The organism is Bordetella sp. MIP270_01_BMS (assembly GCF_054958705.1).
Genome location: NZ_CM143297.1, coordinates 2946921 through 2962798 on the forward strand (window position 1 = coordinate 2946921; position 15878 = coordinate 2962798).

The 15878-nt window shown below is 62.0% G+C and carries 9 protein-coding genes, 4 tRNA genes and 2 pseudogenes; 14 read left to right on the top strand and 1 reads right to left on the bottom strand.

Going from position 1 to position 15878, the window contains the following annotated elements; all coding sequences use genetic code 11:
• Positions 1-8: 8 nt before the first annotated feature.
• The 13 genes and pseudogenes from ACV17W_RS13755 to rpoC all read left to right on the top strand — a co-directional run bounded on the left by ACV17W_RS13755 (position 9) and on the right by rpoC (position 13784).
• Positions 9-95 (top strand) — tRNA-Tyr (locus tag ACV17W_RS13755).
• Between the two features lie 122 nt (positions 96-217).
• Positions 218-291 (top strand) — tRNA-Gly (locus tag ACV17W_RS13760).
• A gap of 6 nt (positions 292-297) precedes the next feature.
• Positions 298-372, top strand: a tRNA-Thr gene (locus ACV17W_RS13765).
• A 54-nt stretch (positions 373-426) separates the two neighbouring features.
• Positions 427-1617: an elongation factor Tu gene (gene tuf, locus ACV17W_RS13770; protein WP_462592907.1), complete on the top strand. Its 1191-nt coding sequence runs from the start codon at positions 427-429 to the stop codon at positions 1615-1617.
• Between the two features lie 118 nt (positions 1618-1735).
• Positions 1736-1811: transfer RNA gene (locus ACV17W_RS13775), tRNA-Trp, on the top strand.
• Positions 1812-1925: 114 nt separating this feature from the next.
• Positions 1926-2306 (top strand): preprotein translocase subunit SecE, encoded by a 381-nt coding sequence (gene secE / locus ACV17W_RS13780; protein WP_462592908.1) that lies wholly within the window; start codon positions 1926-1928, stop codon positions 2304-2306.
• 9 nt (positions 2307-2315) lie between these two features.
• A pseudogene (gene nusG, locus ACV17W_RS13785) lies at positions 2316-2847 on the top strand (transcription termination/antitermination protein NusG).
• A gap of 61 nt (positions 2848-2908) precedes the next feature.
• Positions 2909-3340, top strand: coding sequence for a 50S ribosomal protein L11 (gene rplK, locus ACV17W_RS13790; RefSeq protein ID WP_462592909.1), 432 nt, complete (start codon positions 2909-2911; stop codon positions 3338-3340).
• 2 nt (positions 3341-3342) lie between these two features.
• Positions 3343-4041: a 50S ribosomal protein L1 gene (gene rplA / locus ACV17W_RS13795; protein WP_462592910.1), complete on the top strand. Its 699-nt coding sequence runs from the start codon at positions 3343-3345 to the stop codon at positions 4039-4041.
• 250 nt (positions 4042-4291) lie between these two features.
• Complete coding sequence (gene rplJ, locus ACV17W_RS13800; RefSeq protein ID WP_462592911.1) at positions 4292-4816, top strand: 50S ribosomal protein L10; 525 nt, start codon at positions 4292-4294, stop codon at positions 4814-4816.
• A 76-nt stretch (positions 4817-4892) separates the two neighbouring features.
• Positions 4893-5273 carry a 50S ribosomal protein L7/L12 gene (gene rplL / locus ACV17W_RS13805; RefSeq protein WP_013397031.1) on the top strand — a complete coding sequence of 127 codons (381 nt, stop codon included), beginning with the start codon at positions 4893-4895 and terminating at the stop codon, positions 5271-5273.
• Between the two features lie 162 nt (positions 5274-5435).
• Positions 5436-9548, top strand: a complete 4113-nt coding sequence (gene rpoB / locus ACV17W_RS13810) for a DNA-directed RNA polymerase subunit beta (RefSeq protein WP_462592912.1) — start codon at positions 5436-5438, stop codon at positions 9546-9548.
• Positions 9548-13784 (top strand): annotated as a pseudogene (gene rpoC, locus ACV17W_RS13815) (DNA-directed RNA polymerase subunit beta'). The gene rpoB and the pseudogene rpoC overlap by 1 nt, the downstream one beginning before the upstream one ends.
• Positions 13785-13961: 177 nt before the next feature.
• Here the strand turns inward: rpoC and ACV17W_RS13820 are convergent.
• Positions 13962-14357, bottom strand: a complete 396-nt coding sequence (locus ACV17W_RS13820; protein WP_462592913.1) for a TssQ family T6SS-associated lipoprotein — start codon at positions 14355-14357, stop codon at positions 13962-13964.
• Positions 14358-14612: 255 nt separating this feature from the next.
• Between ACV17W_RS13820 and ACV17W_RS13825 the strand changes: the two genes are divergently transcribed.
• Positions 14613-15860 (top strand): serine/threonine-protein kinase, encoded by a 1248-nt coding sequence (locus ACV17W_RS13825; RefSeq protein WP_462592914.1) that lies wholly within the window; start codon positions 14613-14615, stop codon positions 15858-15860.
• Positions 15861-15878 lie beyond the last annotated feature (18 nt).

Consider the following 15878-nt stretch of genomic DNA (forward strand, 5'->3'; position numbering starts at 1 on the left):
TCTCCGCTGGAGGGGTGCCCGAGTGGTTAAAGGGGGCAGACTGTAAATCTGTTGGCCTTGCGCCTACGTTGGTTCGAATCCAACCCTCTCCACCAGAGACCCATATTCCGAATCCAGGCCTCGCCTGGATTCTCAGTGTAAGGCCCCGGTTTATCCCGCTCGGTTCGCTGTGCGGTGGGCACTGCAGAATACGGGCGAGTGGTGAAAAGGATAGCCCGCGGGTGTAGCTCAATGGTAGAGCAGAAGCCTTCCAAGCTTACGACGAGGGTTCGATTCCCTTCACCCGCTCCAGAATTTGCCCATGTGGCTCAGTGGTAGAGCACTCCCTTGGTAAGGGAGAGGTCACGCGTTCGATCCGCGTCATGGGCACCACTAATTTTTGTTCTCTTCTTAGTCAGAAGCTTCAATCCAGGTCAGGAGTCAGCCATGGCAAAAGGCAAGTTTGAACGTACCAAGCCGCACGTGAACGTGGGTACGATTGGTCACGTTGACCACGGCAAAACGACGTTGACGGCGGCGATCACGACCGTGTTGTCGACGAAGTTCGGCGGGGAAGCCCGCGGCTACGACCAGATCGACGCGGCGCCGGAAGAGAAAGCGCGCGGCATCACGATCAACACGTCGCACGTGGAATACGAGACGGAAAGCCGTCACTACGCGCACGTTGACTGCCCGGGCCACGCTGACTATGTGAAGAACATGATCACGGGCGCGGCGCAGATGGACGGCGCGATCCTGGTGTGCTCGGCCGCTGACGGCCCGATGCCGCAGACGCGTGAGCACATTCTGCTGAGCCGCCAGGTTGGCGTGCCGTACATCATCGTGTTCCTGAACAAGGCCGACATGGTTGATGACGCCGAGCTGCTCGAGCTGGTGGAAATGGAAGTTCGCGAACTGCTGTCGAAGTACGACTTCCCGGGCGACGACACGCCGATCATCAAGGGTTCTGCCAAGCTGGCGCTCGAGGGCGACAAGGGCGAGCTGGGCGAGCAGGCGATCCTGAAGCTGGCCGAAGCGCTGGACACGTACATCCCGACGCCGGAGCGCGCGGTTGACGGTGCGTTCCTGATGCCGGTTGAAGACGTGTTCTCGATCTCGGGTCGTGGCACGGTGGTCACGGGCCGCGTCGAGCGCGGCATTGTGAAGGTTGGCGAAGAAATCGAAATCGTGGGCATCAAGCCGACGGTCAAGACGACGTGCACGGGCGTGGAAATGTTCCGCAAGCTGCTGGACCAGGGCCAGGCGGGCGACAACGTTGGGGTGCTGCTGCGCGGTACCAAGCGTGAAGACGTCGAGCGTGGCCAGGTGCTGGCCAAGCCGGGTTCGATCACGCCGCACACGGACTTCACGGCCGAGGTGTACATTCTGTCCAAGGAAGAAGGTGGCCGTCATACGCCGTTCTTCAACGGTTATCGTCCGCAGTTCTACTTCCGTACGACGGACGTGACGGGCTCGATCGAGCTGCCGAAGGACAAGGAAATGGTGCTGCCTGGCGACAACGTCTCGATGACGGTCAAGCTGCTGGCACCGATCGCCATGGAAGAAGGTCTGCGCTTCGCCATCCGTGAAGGCGGTCGTACCGTCGGCGCCGGCGTCGTCGCCAAGATCCTCGCCTAAACAGCGCGATCTGCCCGGGGAAGCCGGCCCTTCATGGGCCTGCTTCCCATATTTGTGAAAAAAGTAGTACTATGTATGGTTCCGCAAGTTGCCATGCATCGCGCGCTTGAAGCGTTTTAGGGGTATAGCTCAATTGGCAGAGCGTCGGTCTCCAAAACCGAAGGTTGTAGGTTCGATTCCTACTGCCCCTGCCACACTTTTGGCTCAAGCCATGGCCAACCTGGCCAAATCGTCGTCAACCCCGCTCGCTCATAAACCGCCGGGAGATCACCGCAAGCCGTGCAATCGTGGCCGGCCTGCGTCGCAAAATGTCTAATACCAGCGTAGAAACCGTAACCAGCACCACCGACCGGGTCAAGCTCGGCCTGGCGGTTCTTGTCGTTATTGCTGGCATCGTAGGTTTTTCGGTGCTCAGCGCCCAGCCCATGGTCGTGCGCATCGGCGTGTTCGTGGGCGGGCTCGTGCTTGCCGGCGTTATCGCCTGGTTCAGCGAACCTGGGCGTCGCACGATCGCCTTCGGTGGCGAGGCGTACAACGAAACCAAGCGGGTTACTTGGCCCACCCGCAAGGAAACCACCCAGATGACCGGCATCGTGTTCGCCTTCGTGGCGGTCACGGGCCTGCTGATGTGGTTGTTCGACAAGGGCATCGAATGGATACTCTACGGCCTGCTGTTGGGCTGGAAATAAGGACGCCGCATGAGTAAGCGCTGGTATGTCGTCCATGTGTATTCAGGCATGGAAAAAAGCGTCCACAAGGCCCTGAACGAGCGCATTGAGCGCGCGGGCCTGCAGACGTCGTTCGGCCGCATCCTGGTGCCGTCGGAAGAAGTCGTCGAAATGAAAGGCGGCCAGAAGTCCATCAGTGAACGTCGCATTTTCCCGGGGTATGTCCTGGTTGAAATGGACCTCACCGACGAAACCTGGCACCTGGTCAAGAATACCAACCGCGTCACCGGTTTTCTGGGGCTCGGGCAACCGTCCCACGCCGATTTCCGAAAAGGAAGTCGAGAAGATCCTCTCCCAGATGGAAGAGGGCGTCGAGAAACCCCGCCCCAAGATCCTGTTCGAAGTGGGCGAGATGGTTCGCGTGAAAGAAGGTCCGTTTGCAGACTTCAACGGCAACGTCGAAGAAGTCAACTACGAAAAGAGCAAGGTGCGTGTGTCTGTCACCATTTTTGGTCGCGCCACGCCCGTCGAGCTCGATTTCAGCCAGGTCGAAAAGACCTGATTTTCAACCCCGGGGAGCCCGTCGCGTCGCGGCGGGCGTTTGAACCCGCAAGGAGCAAAGCATGGCGAAGAAGATCGTCGGCTTTATCAAGCTGCAAGTACCGGCTGGTAAGGCTAACCCCTCCCCCCCGATTGGCCCGGCGCTTGGTCAGCGTGGCCTGAACATCATGGAATTCTGCAAGGCGTTCAACGCCAAGACCCAGGGCATGGAGCCCGGTCTGCCGATTCCGGTGGTGATCACCGCTTTCGCCGACAAGAGCTTCACCTTCATCATGAAGACCCCGCCTGCGACGGTCCTCATCAAGAAGGCTGCCGGCTTGCAAAAGGGTTCGGCCAAGCCGCACACCGATAAAGTCGGCACGCTGACGCGTGCCCAGGTCGAAGAAATCGCCAAGACCAAAGAACCCGATCTGACGGCTGCCGATCTGGATGCCGCCGTTCGCACGATCGCTGGCAGCGCCCGCAGCATGGGCATCACGGTTGAGGGGATCTGATCATGGCAAAAATTACCAAGCGCGCCGCCGCCATCGCGAAGAAAATCGACCGCACCAAGCTGTATCCGGTGACCGAGGCCCTGACCCTGGTCAAGGAAACCGCCACCGCCAAGTTTGATGAGTCCATCGACGTGGCCGTGCAGTTGGGCATTGACCCCAAAAAATCCGACCAGCTCGTGCGCGGTTCGGTGGTGTTGCCTGCCGGTACCGGCAAGAGCGTCCGCGTGGCCGTGTTCGCCCAGGGCGAAAAGGCCGAGGCAGCTCGCGCCGCCGGCGCCGACATCGTCGGCCTGGATGACCTGGCCGAGCGCATCAAGGCTGGCCAGATCGATTTCGACGTGGTGGTTGCCTCGCCCGACACGATGCGCGTCGTGGGTACCCTGGGTCAGATCCTGGGCCCCCGCGGCCTGATGCCGAACCCCAAGGTCGGCACCGTGACGCCCGACGTCGTCACCGCCGTGAAGAACGCCAAGGCCGGTCAGGTCCAGTACCGTACCGACAAGGCCGGCATCATTCACGCCACCATCGGTCGCGCCTCATTTGGCGTGGAACAATTGCAAACCAACCTGGCCGCCCTGGTCGACGCCCTTCAAAAGGCTCGTCCCGCTGCCGCCAAGGGTATTTACCTGCGCAAGCTTGCTGTGTCTTCCACCATGGGTGGCGGCGCGCGAGTCGAAGTAGCTTCTCTTTCGGCCAACTGATCGGCCGCAGGCAACAACGAACTTTGGGCTGCATCCGGATTCCGGATGTTGCTGTCAAAGACCGCTGGAGCAGGGCACGGCAGCAGCATCGCCGCTGCCCCGCTTAATCCCGGAGCTCACCTAGTCCGGATCCAGCGTAGACGGCGTCCCCAGGAAGATTTCTTTACCCGAAGAACTCAACCAGGCGCCGCATTCGGTTGACGCGCAAGGCCTCGAGGCCCCATGCGTCTTTTGATGGAGTGTTCAAACCGTGAGTCTCAATCGTCAAGAGAAAGCGGTGGTGATCGAAGAAGTCTCGGCAACCGTTGCCAAGGCCCAATCGATTGTTATCGCCGAGTACCGTGGTCTGGACGTCGCCTCTGTCACCGTACTGCGCAAAACTGCGCGTGAATCGGGCGTGTATCTGCGTGTTCTCAAGAACTCGCTGGCCCGTCGTGCGGTTGCCGGCACGGCTTTCGAGCCGTTGTCCGAGCAACTGACCGGTCCGCTGATCTATGGCATCAGCGAAGACCCGGTGTCGGCGGCCAAGGTCCTCGCAGGTTTCGCGAAAAGCAACGACAAGCTGGTCATCAAGGCGGGCGCCCTGCCCAACAGCCTGCTGACCCAAGAAGGCGTGAAGGCTTTGGCCACCATGCCCTCGCGCGAAGAGTTGCTCTCGAAACTGCTGGGCACCATGCAAGCCCCCATCGCGCAATTCGTGCGTACGCTCAACGAAGTTCCCACCAAGTTCGCCCGTGGCCTTGCCGCCGTGCGCGACCAGAAGGCAGCGGCGTAAGCCTCTGCGTGTGGAATTCGCTGAACGACCGAGCGACACCCAACCTGGCATTTATCCAATTTTGGAGTTCTGAAAAATGGCACTGAACAAAGCTGAAATCCTTGACGCCATCGCTGGCATGACCGTGCTCGAGCTGTCCGAGCTGATCAAGGAAATGGAAGAGAAGTTTGGCGTGTCGGCTGCTGCCGCCGCCGTGGCCGTGGCCGCCCCCGCTGCCGGTGGCGCCGCTGCTGCTGCTGAAGAGCAAACCGAATTCACCGTGGTGCTGACCGAAGCCGGCGCCAACAAGGTGAGCGTCATCAAGGCTGTGCGTGAACTGACCGGCCTGGGTCTGAAGGAAGCCAAGGACCTGGTCGACGGCGCGCCGAAGCCCGTCAAGGAAGCCGTGGCCAAGGCTGACGCCGAAGCCGCCAAGAAGAAGCTGGAAGAAGCTGGCGCCAAGGTCGAAGTCAAGTAAACCTTGCGTCATCTGCCCGGGGACAGCGCAGTTTGCCGTCCCCGGGCTTTTGCGTTTCCAGGAAACCCCTACTGCCAGGTCGCCCTTTACAGTGGGGTTTTCTGGAGTCGTATCACCTGGGGCCGTGGTTGACGGCCCATGCAACCTCGAGTCGGAGTGCTCATGCCTTACTCGTACACCGAAAAAAAGCGCATCCGCAAAAGCTTCGCCAAGCGTGAAGACGTTCAAAACGTTCCTTTCCTGCTGGCGACTCAGCTTCAATCCTACCTAACTTTCCTGCAGGCGGATACTCCCCCGTCCAGCCGCGTTAGCGAAGGCCTGCAGGCGGCGTTTTCGTCGATTTTCCCGATTGTCAGCCATAACGGAATGGCGCGCTTGGAGTTCGTCAGCTATGTGCTGGGCGAGCCGGTGTTCGACGTCAAGGAATGCCAGCAACGCGGCCTGACCTATGCGTCGCCTTTGCGCGCCAAGGTTCGCCTGGTGCTGCTCGACCGCGAAGTCAGCAAGCCCACCATCAAGGAAGTGAAGGAACAGGAAGTCTACATGGGCGAAATTCCGCTCATGACGGGCACCGGTTCGTTCGTCATCAACGGCACCGAGCGTGTCATCGTTTCGCAGCTGCACCGTTCGCCGGGCGTGTTCTTCGAACACGACCGCGGCAAGACGCACAGCTCGGGCAAGTTGTTGTTCTCGGCACGCGTGATTCCCTACCGCGGCTCGTGGCTCGACTTCGAATTCGATCCGAAAGACGTGTTGTTCTTCCGGGTCGACCGCCGTCGCAAGATGCCCGTGACGATCCTGCTCAAGGCCATCGGCATGACGCCGGAATCCATCCTGGCGCACTTTTTCGATTTCGACAACTTCGAAATCAAGAGCGAAGGCGGCATGATCGAATTCGTGCCCGAACGCTGGAAGGGCGAGATGGCCCGCTTCGATATTTCCGATCGTGACGGCAATGTCATCGTCGAGAAAGACAAGCGCATCAACGCCAAGCACCTGCGCGACATGGCCAATGCCAACATCCAGCGCATTTCGGTGCCCGAAGAGTTCCTGTACGGCCGTGTGCTGGCCAAGAACATCGTCGACCCCGACACCGGCGAAGTGGTGGCGCACGCCAACGATGAAATCACGGAAAGCGTGCTCAGCGCCCTGCGCGCCGCCAACGTGCACAACATCCAGACGCTGTACACCAACGACCTCGATCGCGGTCCTTACATCTCGCAGACGCTGCGCACCGACGAAACCGCCGACCAGATGGCCGCGCGCGTAGCGATCTACCGCATGATGCGTCCTGGCGAGCCGCCAACCGAAGACGCCGTCGAGGCCCTGTTCCAGCGCCTGTTCTACAGCGAAGAAACGTACGACCTGTCGCGCGTGGGCCGCATGAAGGTCAACAGCCGTCTGGGCCGTGGCGAAGACATCACCGGTCCCATGACGCTGACCAACGAAGACATCGTCGAGACCATCAAGGTGCTCGTCGAGCTGCGTAACGGTCGCGGCCAGATCGACGACATCGATCACCTGGGCAATCGTCGCGTGCGCTGTGTGGGCGAGCTCGCCGAGAACCAGTTCCGTGCCGGGCTGGTGCGCGTCGAGCGTGCCGTCAAGGAACGTCTGGGCCAGGCCGAGACCGAAAACCTGATGCCGCACGACCTGATCAACTCCAAGCCGATCTCCGCGGCCATCAAGGAGTTCTTCGGTTCGAGCCAGCTGTCGCAGTTCATGGACCAGACCAACCCCCTGTCGGAAATCACGCACAAGCGCCGTGTCTCCGCCCTGGGCCCGGGTGGTCTGACCCGCGAGCGCGCCGGCTTCGAGGTGCGCGACGTGCACCCCACGCACTATGGGCGCGTCTGCCCCATTGAAACGCCTGAAGGCCCGAACATTGGCCTGATCAACTCGATGGCGCTCTACGCGCGCCTGAACGAGTACGGCTTCCTCGAAACGCCTTACCGCAAGATCATCGACGGCAAGGTCAGCGACCAGATCGACTATCTGTCGGCCATCGAAGAAAGCAACTACGTCATCGCGCAGGCCAACGCCGCGCTCGACGAAGAAGGCCGTTTCGTCGACGACCTCGTGGCTTGCCGCGAAGCAGGCGAAACCATGTTGACCGCGCCGAGCAACGTGCACTACATGGACGTCGCACCTTCGCAGATCGTCTCCGTGGCGGCATCGCTGATCCCGTTCCTCGAGCACGACGACGCGAACCGTGCACTGATGGGCGCCAACATGCAGCGTCAGGCCGTGCCGTGCCTGCGCCCCGAGAAGCCCGTGGTGGGCACCGGCATCGAGCGCACCGTCGCGGTCGACTCGGGTACCACCGTGCAGGCCCTGCGTGGCGGCGTGGTTGACCACGTCGATGCCGAGCGTGTCGTTATCCGTGTCAATGACGAAGAGAACGTCGCTGGCGAAGTCGGCGTCGACATCTACAACCTCATCAAGTACACGCGTTCGAACCAGAACACCAACATCAACCAGCGTCCCATCGTCAAGCGTGGCGATAAGGTCGCAAAGGGCGATGTGCTGGCCGATGGCGCCTCGACCGATCTGGGCGAACTGGCGCTGGGCCAGAACATGTTGATCGCGTTCATGCCCTGGAACGGCTATAACTTCGAAGATTCGATCCTGATCTCCGAAAAAGTCGTGGCTGACGACCGCTATACCTCGATCCACATCGAGGAACTCACGGTCGTGGCGCGTGACACGAAGTTGGGACCTGAAGAAATCACGCGCGACATCAGCAACCTGGCCGAAACCCAGCTCAATCGCCTGGACGATTCGGGCATCGTCTACATCGGCGCCGAAGTCACCGCCGACGACGTGCTCGTGGGCAAGGTCACGCCCAAGGGCGAGACCCAGCTGACGCCTGAAGAAAAGCTGCTGCGCGCCATCTTCGGAGAGAAGGCATCTGACGTCAAGGACACCTCGCTGCGCGTGCCTTCGGGCATGGTGGGCACCGTCATCGACGTGCAGGTCTTCACGCGCGAAGGCATCGTGCGCGACAAGCGCGCCCAGTCCATCATCGACGACGAACTGCGCCGCTATCGCCAAGACCTGAACGACCAGCTGCGCATTGTCGAGAACGACCAGTTCGATCGTATCGAGAAGCTGCTGATCGGCAAGACGGTCAATGGCGGCCCGCGCAAGCTGGCCAAGGGCGCCACGATCACCAAAGCGTATCTGGCCGACCTCGACCGTTGGCAGTGGTTCGACATCCGCCTGGCTGACGAGCCCCACGCCGTGGTGCTGGAACAAGCCAAGGAATCGCTCGAGCAGAAGCGTCACCAGTTCGATCTGGCGTTCGAAGAAAAGCGCAAGAAGCTTACGCAAGGCGACGAGCTGCCCCCGGGCGTGCTCAAGATGATCAAGGTATACCTGGCCGTCAAGCGCCGCCTGCAGCCTGGCGACAAGATGGCCGGCCGTCACGGCAACAAGGGTGTGGTCTCGCGTATCACCCCGGTGGAAGACATGCCGCATATGGCCGACGGTACTCCTGCCGACATCGTGCTGAACCCGCTGGGCGTGCCGTCGCGGATGAACGTCGGGCAGGTGCTCGAAGTGCATCTGGGCTGGGCAGCCAAGGGCCTGGGTCATCGCATCGCCGACATGCTGCGCGACGAGCGCACGGCGCAGGTGAAGAACGTGCGTGCCTATCTCGAAAAGGTGTACAACACCACGGGTACGGGCGCTCACATCGAGACCCTGACCGACGACGAAGTCATGGAACTTGCGCAGAACCTCACGAACGGCGTGCCGTTCGCCACGCCGGTGTTCGACGGCGCGACCGAGGAAGAAATCGGCAAGATGCTCGAACTCGCCTATCCCGACGACGTCGCCCAGCGCATGAAGCTGACCGACACCCGTACGCAGGCCTGGCTGTTCGATGGCCGCACCGGCGAGCAGTTCGAACGTCCGGTCACTGTCGGCTACATGCACTACCTGAAGCTGCACCACTTGGTCGACGACAAGATGCACGCCCGTTCCACCGGCCCGTACTCGCTGGTGACCCAGCAACCGCTGGGCGGCAAGGCGCAGTTCGGCGGTCAGCGTTTCGGTGAAATGGAAGTGTGGGCGCTGGAAGCCTATGGCGCGGCCTACACCCTGCAGGAAATGCTGACGGTGAAGTCCGACGACATCACCGGCCGCACCAAGGTATACGAAAACATCGTCAAGGGTGACCACGTCATCGATGCCGGCATGCCGGAATCGTTCAACGTGCTGGTCAAGGAAATCCGCTCGTTGGCCCTGGACATGGATTTGGAGCGTAACTAATGAAAGCGCTACTCGACCTCTTCAAGCAAGTCTCGAGACGAGCAGTTCGATGCCATCAAGATCGGCATCGCCTCGCCCGAGAAAATCCGCTCGTGGTCTTACGGTGAAGTCCGCAAGCCCGAGACCATCAACTATCGCACGTTCAAGCCCGAGCGCGACGGTCTGTTCTGCTCGAAAATCTTCGGGCCGATCAAAGACTACGAGTGCTTGTGCGGCAAGTACAAGCGCCTGAAGCATCGTGGCGTCATCTGCGAGAAGTGCGGCGTCGAAGTCACGGTCGCCAAAGTCCGCCGTGAACGCATGGGTCACATCGAGCTGGCCAGCCCGGTCGCGCACATCTGGTTCCTGAAGAGCCTGCCGTCGCGCCTGGGTATGGTGCTCGACATGACGCTGCGCGACATCGAGCGCGTGCTGTACTTCGAAGCCTGGTGCGTCATCGAGCCCGGCATGACGCCGCTCAAGCGCGGCCAGATCATGTCCGACGATGACTTCCTGGCCAAGACCGAAGAGTATGGCGACGACTTCCGTGCCCTGATGGGCGCCGAAGCCGTGCGTGAGCTGCTGCGCACCATCGACATCGATCGCGAGGTCGAAACGCTGCGCGGCGAGCTCAAGGCCACCAGCTCGGAAGCCAAGATCAAGAAGATCTCCAAGCGCCTGAAAGTGCTCGAAGGCTTCCAGAAGTCGGGCATCAAGGCCGAATGGATGGTCATGGAAGTGCTGCCCGTGCTGCCGCCCGACCTGCGCCCGCTGGTGCCGCTCGACGGTGGCCGTTTCGCCACGTCCGATCTCAACGACCTGTACCGCCGCGTCATCAACCGCAATAACCGCCTGAAGCGACTGCTCGAACTCAAAGCGCCGGAAATCATCCTGCGCAACGAGAAGCGCATGTTGCAGGAAGCGGTGGACTCCTTGCTGGACAACGGCCGTCGCGGCAAGGCCATGACGGGCGCCAACAAGCGCCAGCTCAAGTCGCTCGCCGACATGATCAAGGGCAAGAGCGGCCGCTTCCGCCAGAACCTGCTGGGCAAGCGCGTCGACTACTCGGGCCGTTCGGTCATCGTGGTGGGCCCGCAGCTCAAGCTGCACCAGTGCGGCCTGCCCAAGCTGATGGCCCTGGAACTGTTCAAGCCCTTCATTTTCAATCGCCTTGAAATGATGGGCCTGGCCACCACCATCAAGGCGGCCAAGAAGCTGGTCGAAAGCCAGGAACCGGTGGTCTGGGACATTCTCGAAGAAGTCATTCGTGAGCACCCGGTGATGCTGAACCGTGCGCCCACGCTGCACCGTCTGGGCATCCAGGCATTCGAGCCGGTGCTGATCGAAGGCAAGGCGATCCAGCTGCATCCGCTGGTTTGCGCGGCCTTCAACGCCGACTTCGACGGCGACCAGATGGCCGTGCACGTGCCGCTGTCGCTCGAAGCGCAGCTGGAAGCGCGTACGCTGATGCTGGCTTCCAACAACGTCCTGTTCCCGGCCAACGGCGAACCGTCGATCGTGCCGTCGCAAGACATCGTGCTGGGCCTCTACTACACGACGCGCGAGCGCATCAACGGCAAGGGCGAAGGCATCTTCTTCACCGATGTGGCCGAAGTGCAGCGCGCTTACGACAACGGCGAAGTGGAACTGCAGTCGCGCATCACCGTGCGCCTGACCGAATACGAGCGTGACGAGAACGGCGAATTCCAGCCGGTACAGCGTCGCCACGAAACGACGGTTGGCCGCGCTCTGCTGTCCGAGATCCTGCCCAAGGGCCTGCCCTTCACGGTGCTGAACAAGTCGCTCAAGAAGAAAGAGATCTCGCGCCTGATCAACCAGTCGTTCCGCCGCTGCGGCCTGCGCGACACGGTGATCTTCGCCGACAAGCTGATGCAGGCGGGTTTCCGCCTGGCCACGCGTGGTGGTATTTCCATCGCGATGGGCGACATGCTCATTCCCAAGGCCAAGGAAGGCATCCTGGCCGAGGCCAGCCGCGAAGTGAAGGAAATCGACAAGCAGTACTCGTCGGGTCTGGTCACGTCCCAAGAACGCTACAACAACGTGGTCGATATCTGGGGCAAGGCCAGCGACAAGGTCGGCAAAGCGATGATGGAACAACTGGCCACCGAGCCGGTGGTCAACCGTCATGGCGAGGAAGTGCGCCAGGAGTCGTTCAACTCGATCTACATGATGGCTGACTCCGGCGCCCGGGGCTCGGCTGCGCAGATTCGCCAGCTGGCCGGCATGCGCGGCCTGATGGCCAAGCCTGACGGCTCCATCATTGAAACGCCGATTACCGCGAACTTCCGCGAAGGCCTGAACGTTCTGCAGTACTTCATCTCGACTCACGGTGCGCGTAAAGGCCTGGCCGATACCGCACTCAAGACGGCGAACTCGGGCTACCTGACCCGTCGTCTGGTCGACGTGACGCAAGACCTGGTCATCACCGAAGACGATTGCGGCACCAGCCAGGGCTACGCCATGAAGGCGCTGGTCGAAGGCGGTGAAGTGATCGAACCCTTGCGTGATCGCATCCTGGGCCGCGTCACCGCCATCGACGTGGTGAACCCCGACACGCAGGAAACGGCAATCACGGCCGGCGTCCTGCTCGACGAAGATCTGGTCGATCTGATCGATCGCATCGGCGTCGATGAAGTGAAGGTGCGTACGCCCCTCACTTGCGAAACCCGTCACGGTCTGTGCGCGCATTGCTACGGTCGCGACCTGGGCCGCGGCTCGCACGTCAACGTGGGCGAAGCGGTGGGCGTCATCGCCGCACAGTCCATCGGTGAACCGGGCACGCAGCTCACGATGCGTACGTTCCACATCGGTGGCGCGGCATCGCGTTCGGCCCTGGCCAGCGCGGTGGAAACCAAGTCCAACGGTAAGGTGGGCTTCGCGGGCACGATGCGTTATGTCACGAACGCCAAGGGCGAACGCGTGGCGATCTCGCGCTCGGGCGAACTGGCGATCTTCGACGACAACGGCCGCGAGCGCGAACGTCACAAGATTCCGTACGGCGCCACGGTGCTGGTGGGCGATGGTGAAACGGTCAAGGCCGGCACCCGCCTGGCGGCCTGGGACCCGCTCACCCGTCCGATCGTGTCCGAGTACGCGGGTGCGGTGCGCTTCGAGAACATCGAAGAGGGCGTCACGGTTGCCAAGCAGCTCGACGAGATCACGGGTCTGTCGACCCTGGTGGTGATCACGCCCAAGACGCGTGGCGGCAAGACGGCCATGCGTCCGCAGATCAAGCTGGTCAACGACAACGGCGAAGACGTCAAGATCGCGGGCACCGATCACTCGGTCAACATCTCGTTCCCGGTCGGCGCGCTGATCACGGTGCGCGATGGCCAACAGGTGGCGGTGGGCGAGGTGCTGGCGCGTATTCCGCAAGAATCGCAAAAGACTCGCGACATCACCGGCGGTCTGCCGCGCGTGGCCGAGCTGTTCGAAGCACGTTCGCCCAAAGACGCCGGCATGCTCGCCGATGTCACGGGCACGGTTTCGTTCGGCAAAGACACCAAGGGCAAACAGCGCCTGGTCATCACCGATCTGGAAGGCATCAGCCACGAGTTCCTGATTCCCAAGGAAAAACAGGTTCTGGTGCACGATGGCCAGGTGGTGAACAAGGGCGAGATGATCGTCGATGGCCCGGCCGACCCGCACGACATCCTGCGCCTGCAGGGTATCGAGAAGCTGGCGACGTACATCGTGGACGAAGTCCAGGACGTTTATCGACTGCAAGGCGTGAAGATCAACGACAAGCACATCGAGGTGATTGTTCGTCAGATGCTGCGTCGTGTGAACATCGTTGATGCCGGCGACACCGACTTCATCCCGGGCGAGCAGGTCGAGCGTTCCGAGCTGTTGAACGAGAACGACCGCGTCATCGCTGCAGGCCTGCGTCCGGCGACCTACGACAACGTGCTGCTGGGCATCACCAAGGCTTCGCTGTCTACCGACTCGTTCATCTCGGCTGCTTCGTTCCAGGAAACTACCCGTGTCCTGACCGAAGCCGCCATCATGGGCAAGCGCGACGACCTGCGCGGGTTGAAAGAGAACGTCATTGTCGGCCGCCTGATTCCGGCGGGTACCGGCCTGGCGTATCACATCGCCCGCAAGGACAAGGAAGCCCTCGAGGCTGCCGAGCGCGAAGCCGCGCGCCAGCTGGCCAACCCCTTCGAAGATGCGCCCGTGACGGTTGACGCCGAGACGCCGCAGCCTGAGGCGGGGCAGGACGGCGCCGCCGAATGATGGGTTGATCCCGTCATCTGATGCTGGCCGGCATGCCGGCCGCGTCAGACAAAAGGCCGCTGATCATTCAGCGGCCTTTTTTTTATCTGCCGAGCATCGATTTCCGGCAGGCAGTGCGCGTGTCGTGTCGGGCCACGCTGCAGCGCCGCGGCGCTGCACGCCGTGAACCGCTGACTGTCAGCGGCTGGCGCGAGCCTGCGCCGACTGGAACACGGGGCCCCACTGGGGGTGGCCCGCTTCGTTCGGCGCCAGGGTGAAGGACGGATCCAGCTGAAGAATCCTGACGAAAGTGTCTTCGCACAGTTGAGGGAAGTCTCGCACGCAGTAACTGAACGCTTGCAACTTGTAAGCCTCGATGCGCATGGACGTGGGCGCTGACGCCAGCTCGCCCGAGGTGGCCACTGTGCGTATCACGCTGCCGTATTGTCCGTTGGAGTAATACTCGCGGACTTGGGTGATGGCGCTCTCGGCCTCGGCCGACGCCGGCCCCTCGAACCTCGAGCCCAGGCCGGCGCAACCGCCGAGCAAGGCCATGACGCAAAGGAAAGCGGGCAAGAGAGCACGATTTTTCATAGGCAGGGTCACGTGGGCAATGAGGAAAGAGTCACATCCTGTTCCTTGCGTAGCCATTGTGAAACGGCCCGCGCGGGATGCTCGGATATTATCCGGGTTGTGCATCAATAGCCTATGTTGCGTCGCACGAATAATGCGTCTTACTGCGAAGTTACGTTATAAAAAGTAACCTGCCCCTCTTTATCGCATGGCCTGAGCGTCGGATGCCGCCATAATCGCGCGTCCTGAAGGCGTCAAATTCTCGCTGATTCGGTTATGTTTTCCTCTGCCGGTTTCTCCTCGCCACGTGGCCCTTTTGCTGGCGCCGCGCCCCTGGCACATCGCCCGCTGAGCGCCATCGCGGCGACAACGGCCGGCGGCGTGCCCCAGAAGCGTATCCAACGCATTCTCGCCGAGGTGCTTCCGGTGCTTGAGGACCTGCACCGCGTCGGCCGAGTGTGTGGTGACATTTCGGTGCATTCCGTGGGCATGGACGAAGACGGACGCGCTCACCTCATGGCCTTGTCAGGGCCTCCACGCACAGCGGACAGCCTCACGCTTGTTCCGGGGTACGCCCCTTTTGAACTGTATACCGAGGCCTCCGAGTGGCCGCGCGGCCCCTGGACGGACATCTATGCGTTGAGCGCGGTGGCGCATTCGCTGGTGACTGGCCAGCGCCCGCCTGCGGCTCCCGAACGGCGGGTCAATGATACGTATCGGCCACTGGCCGCAATGGACCTGCCCAAGTACGACGCCGCATTTCTGGAGGCAATTGACGCGGGCCTGGCCATGCAACCGGCGGACCGGCCCCGGACTCTGCAGGACTATGCCAAGCTCATGGCCTTGCCCGCCACACCGGTGGCGGCGCCAGCTCCCACGCAGGCCATCGAGCCCGCCGAGACCGCGCACGAGGCGTATGTGTACCCGGGCTCACGCCGTGGGCGCGTGCGCACCGCGATCAAGACAATGTTGCTGGCAATTGCAACGATAGGGGTGGCCGCCTACTGGTGGGGCCGCCTCACCGAGAAGCCCAGCGAGGTCATTACGTATTCCGAACCGGCCCTCACCCGGGCCGAGGTGCCCAGGCCCCCTGCCGACGCGCCGCCGCTTGAGCCCCCCGCGGTGCCAACAGCCGCCAGCCTGCCTCCTGGGGTGAGCTCGAGCGAACCGGCCGAACCGGTGGTCCGGGACGCATCCGAGCCGGTGGCCGAACATGCGGCCGCGCCGGCAGTGCCTTCGCAAGCCTCGCCCGAGGCGGCCTCTAGGCCGGCTGCCGCGCAAGGCCGCAAGCCGCAGCCGGTGGCGCCGCAGGTTGCTCCCGTCACGGTCGGGATCAATGTGCGGCCTTGGGGCGAAATCGTCGTCAATGGCGTATCGCGCGGGGTCACCCCGCCGCTGAAGACGCTGCGTCTTGCCCCTGGACGGTACGCGATCACGATACGCAACTCGGCCCAGCCGCCGCATCAGCTGACACTGGACGTCAAAGCCGGCAAGCCTGCCGTCATCACGCATGTGTTCCGCTGAACCCGCGCCGGTATCCGA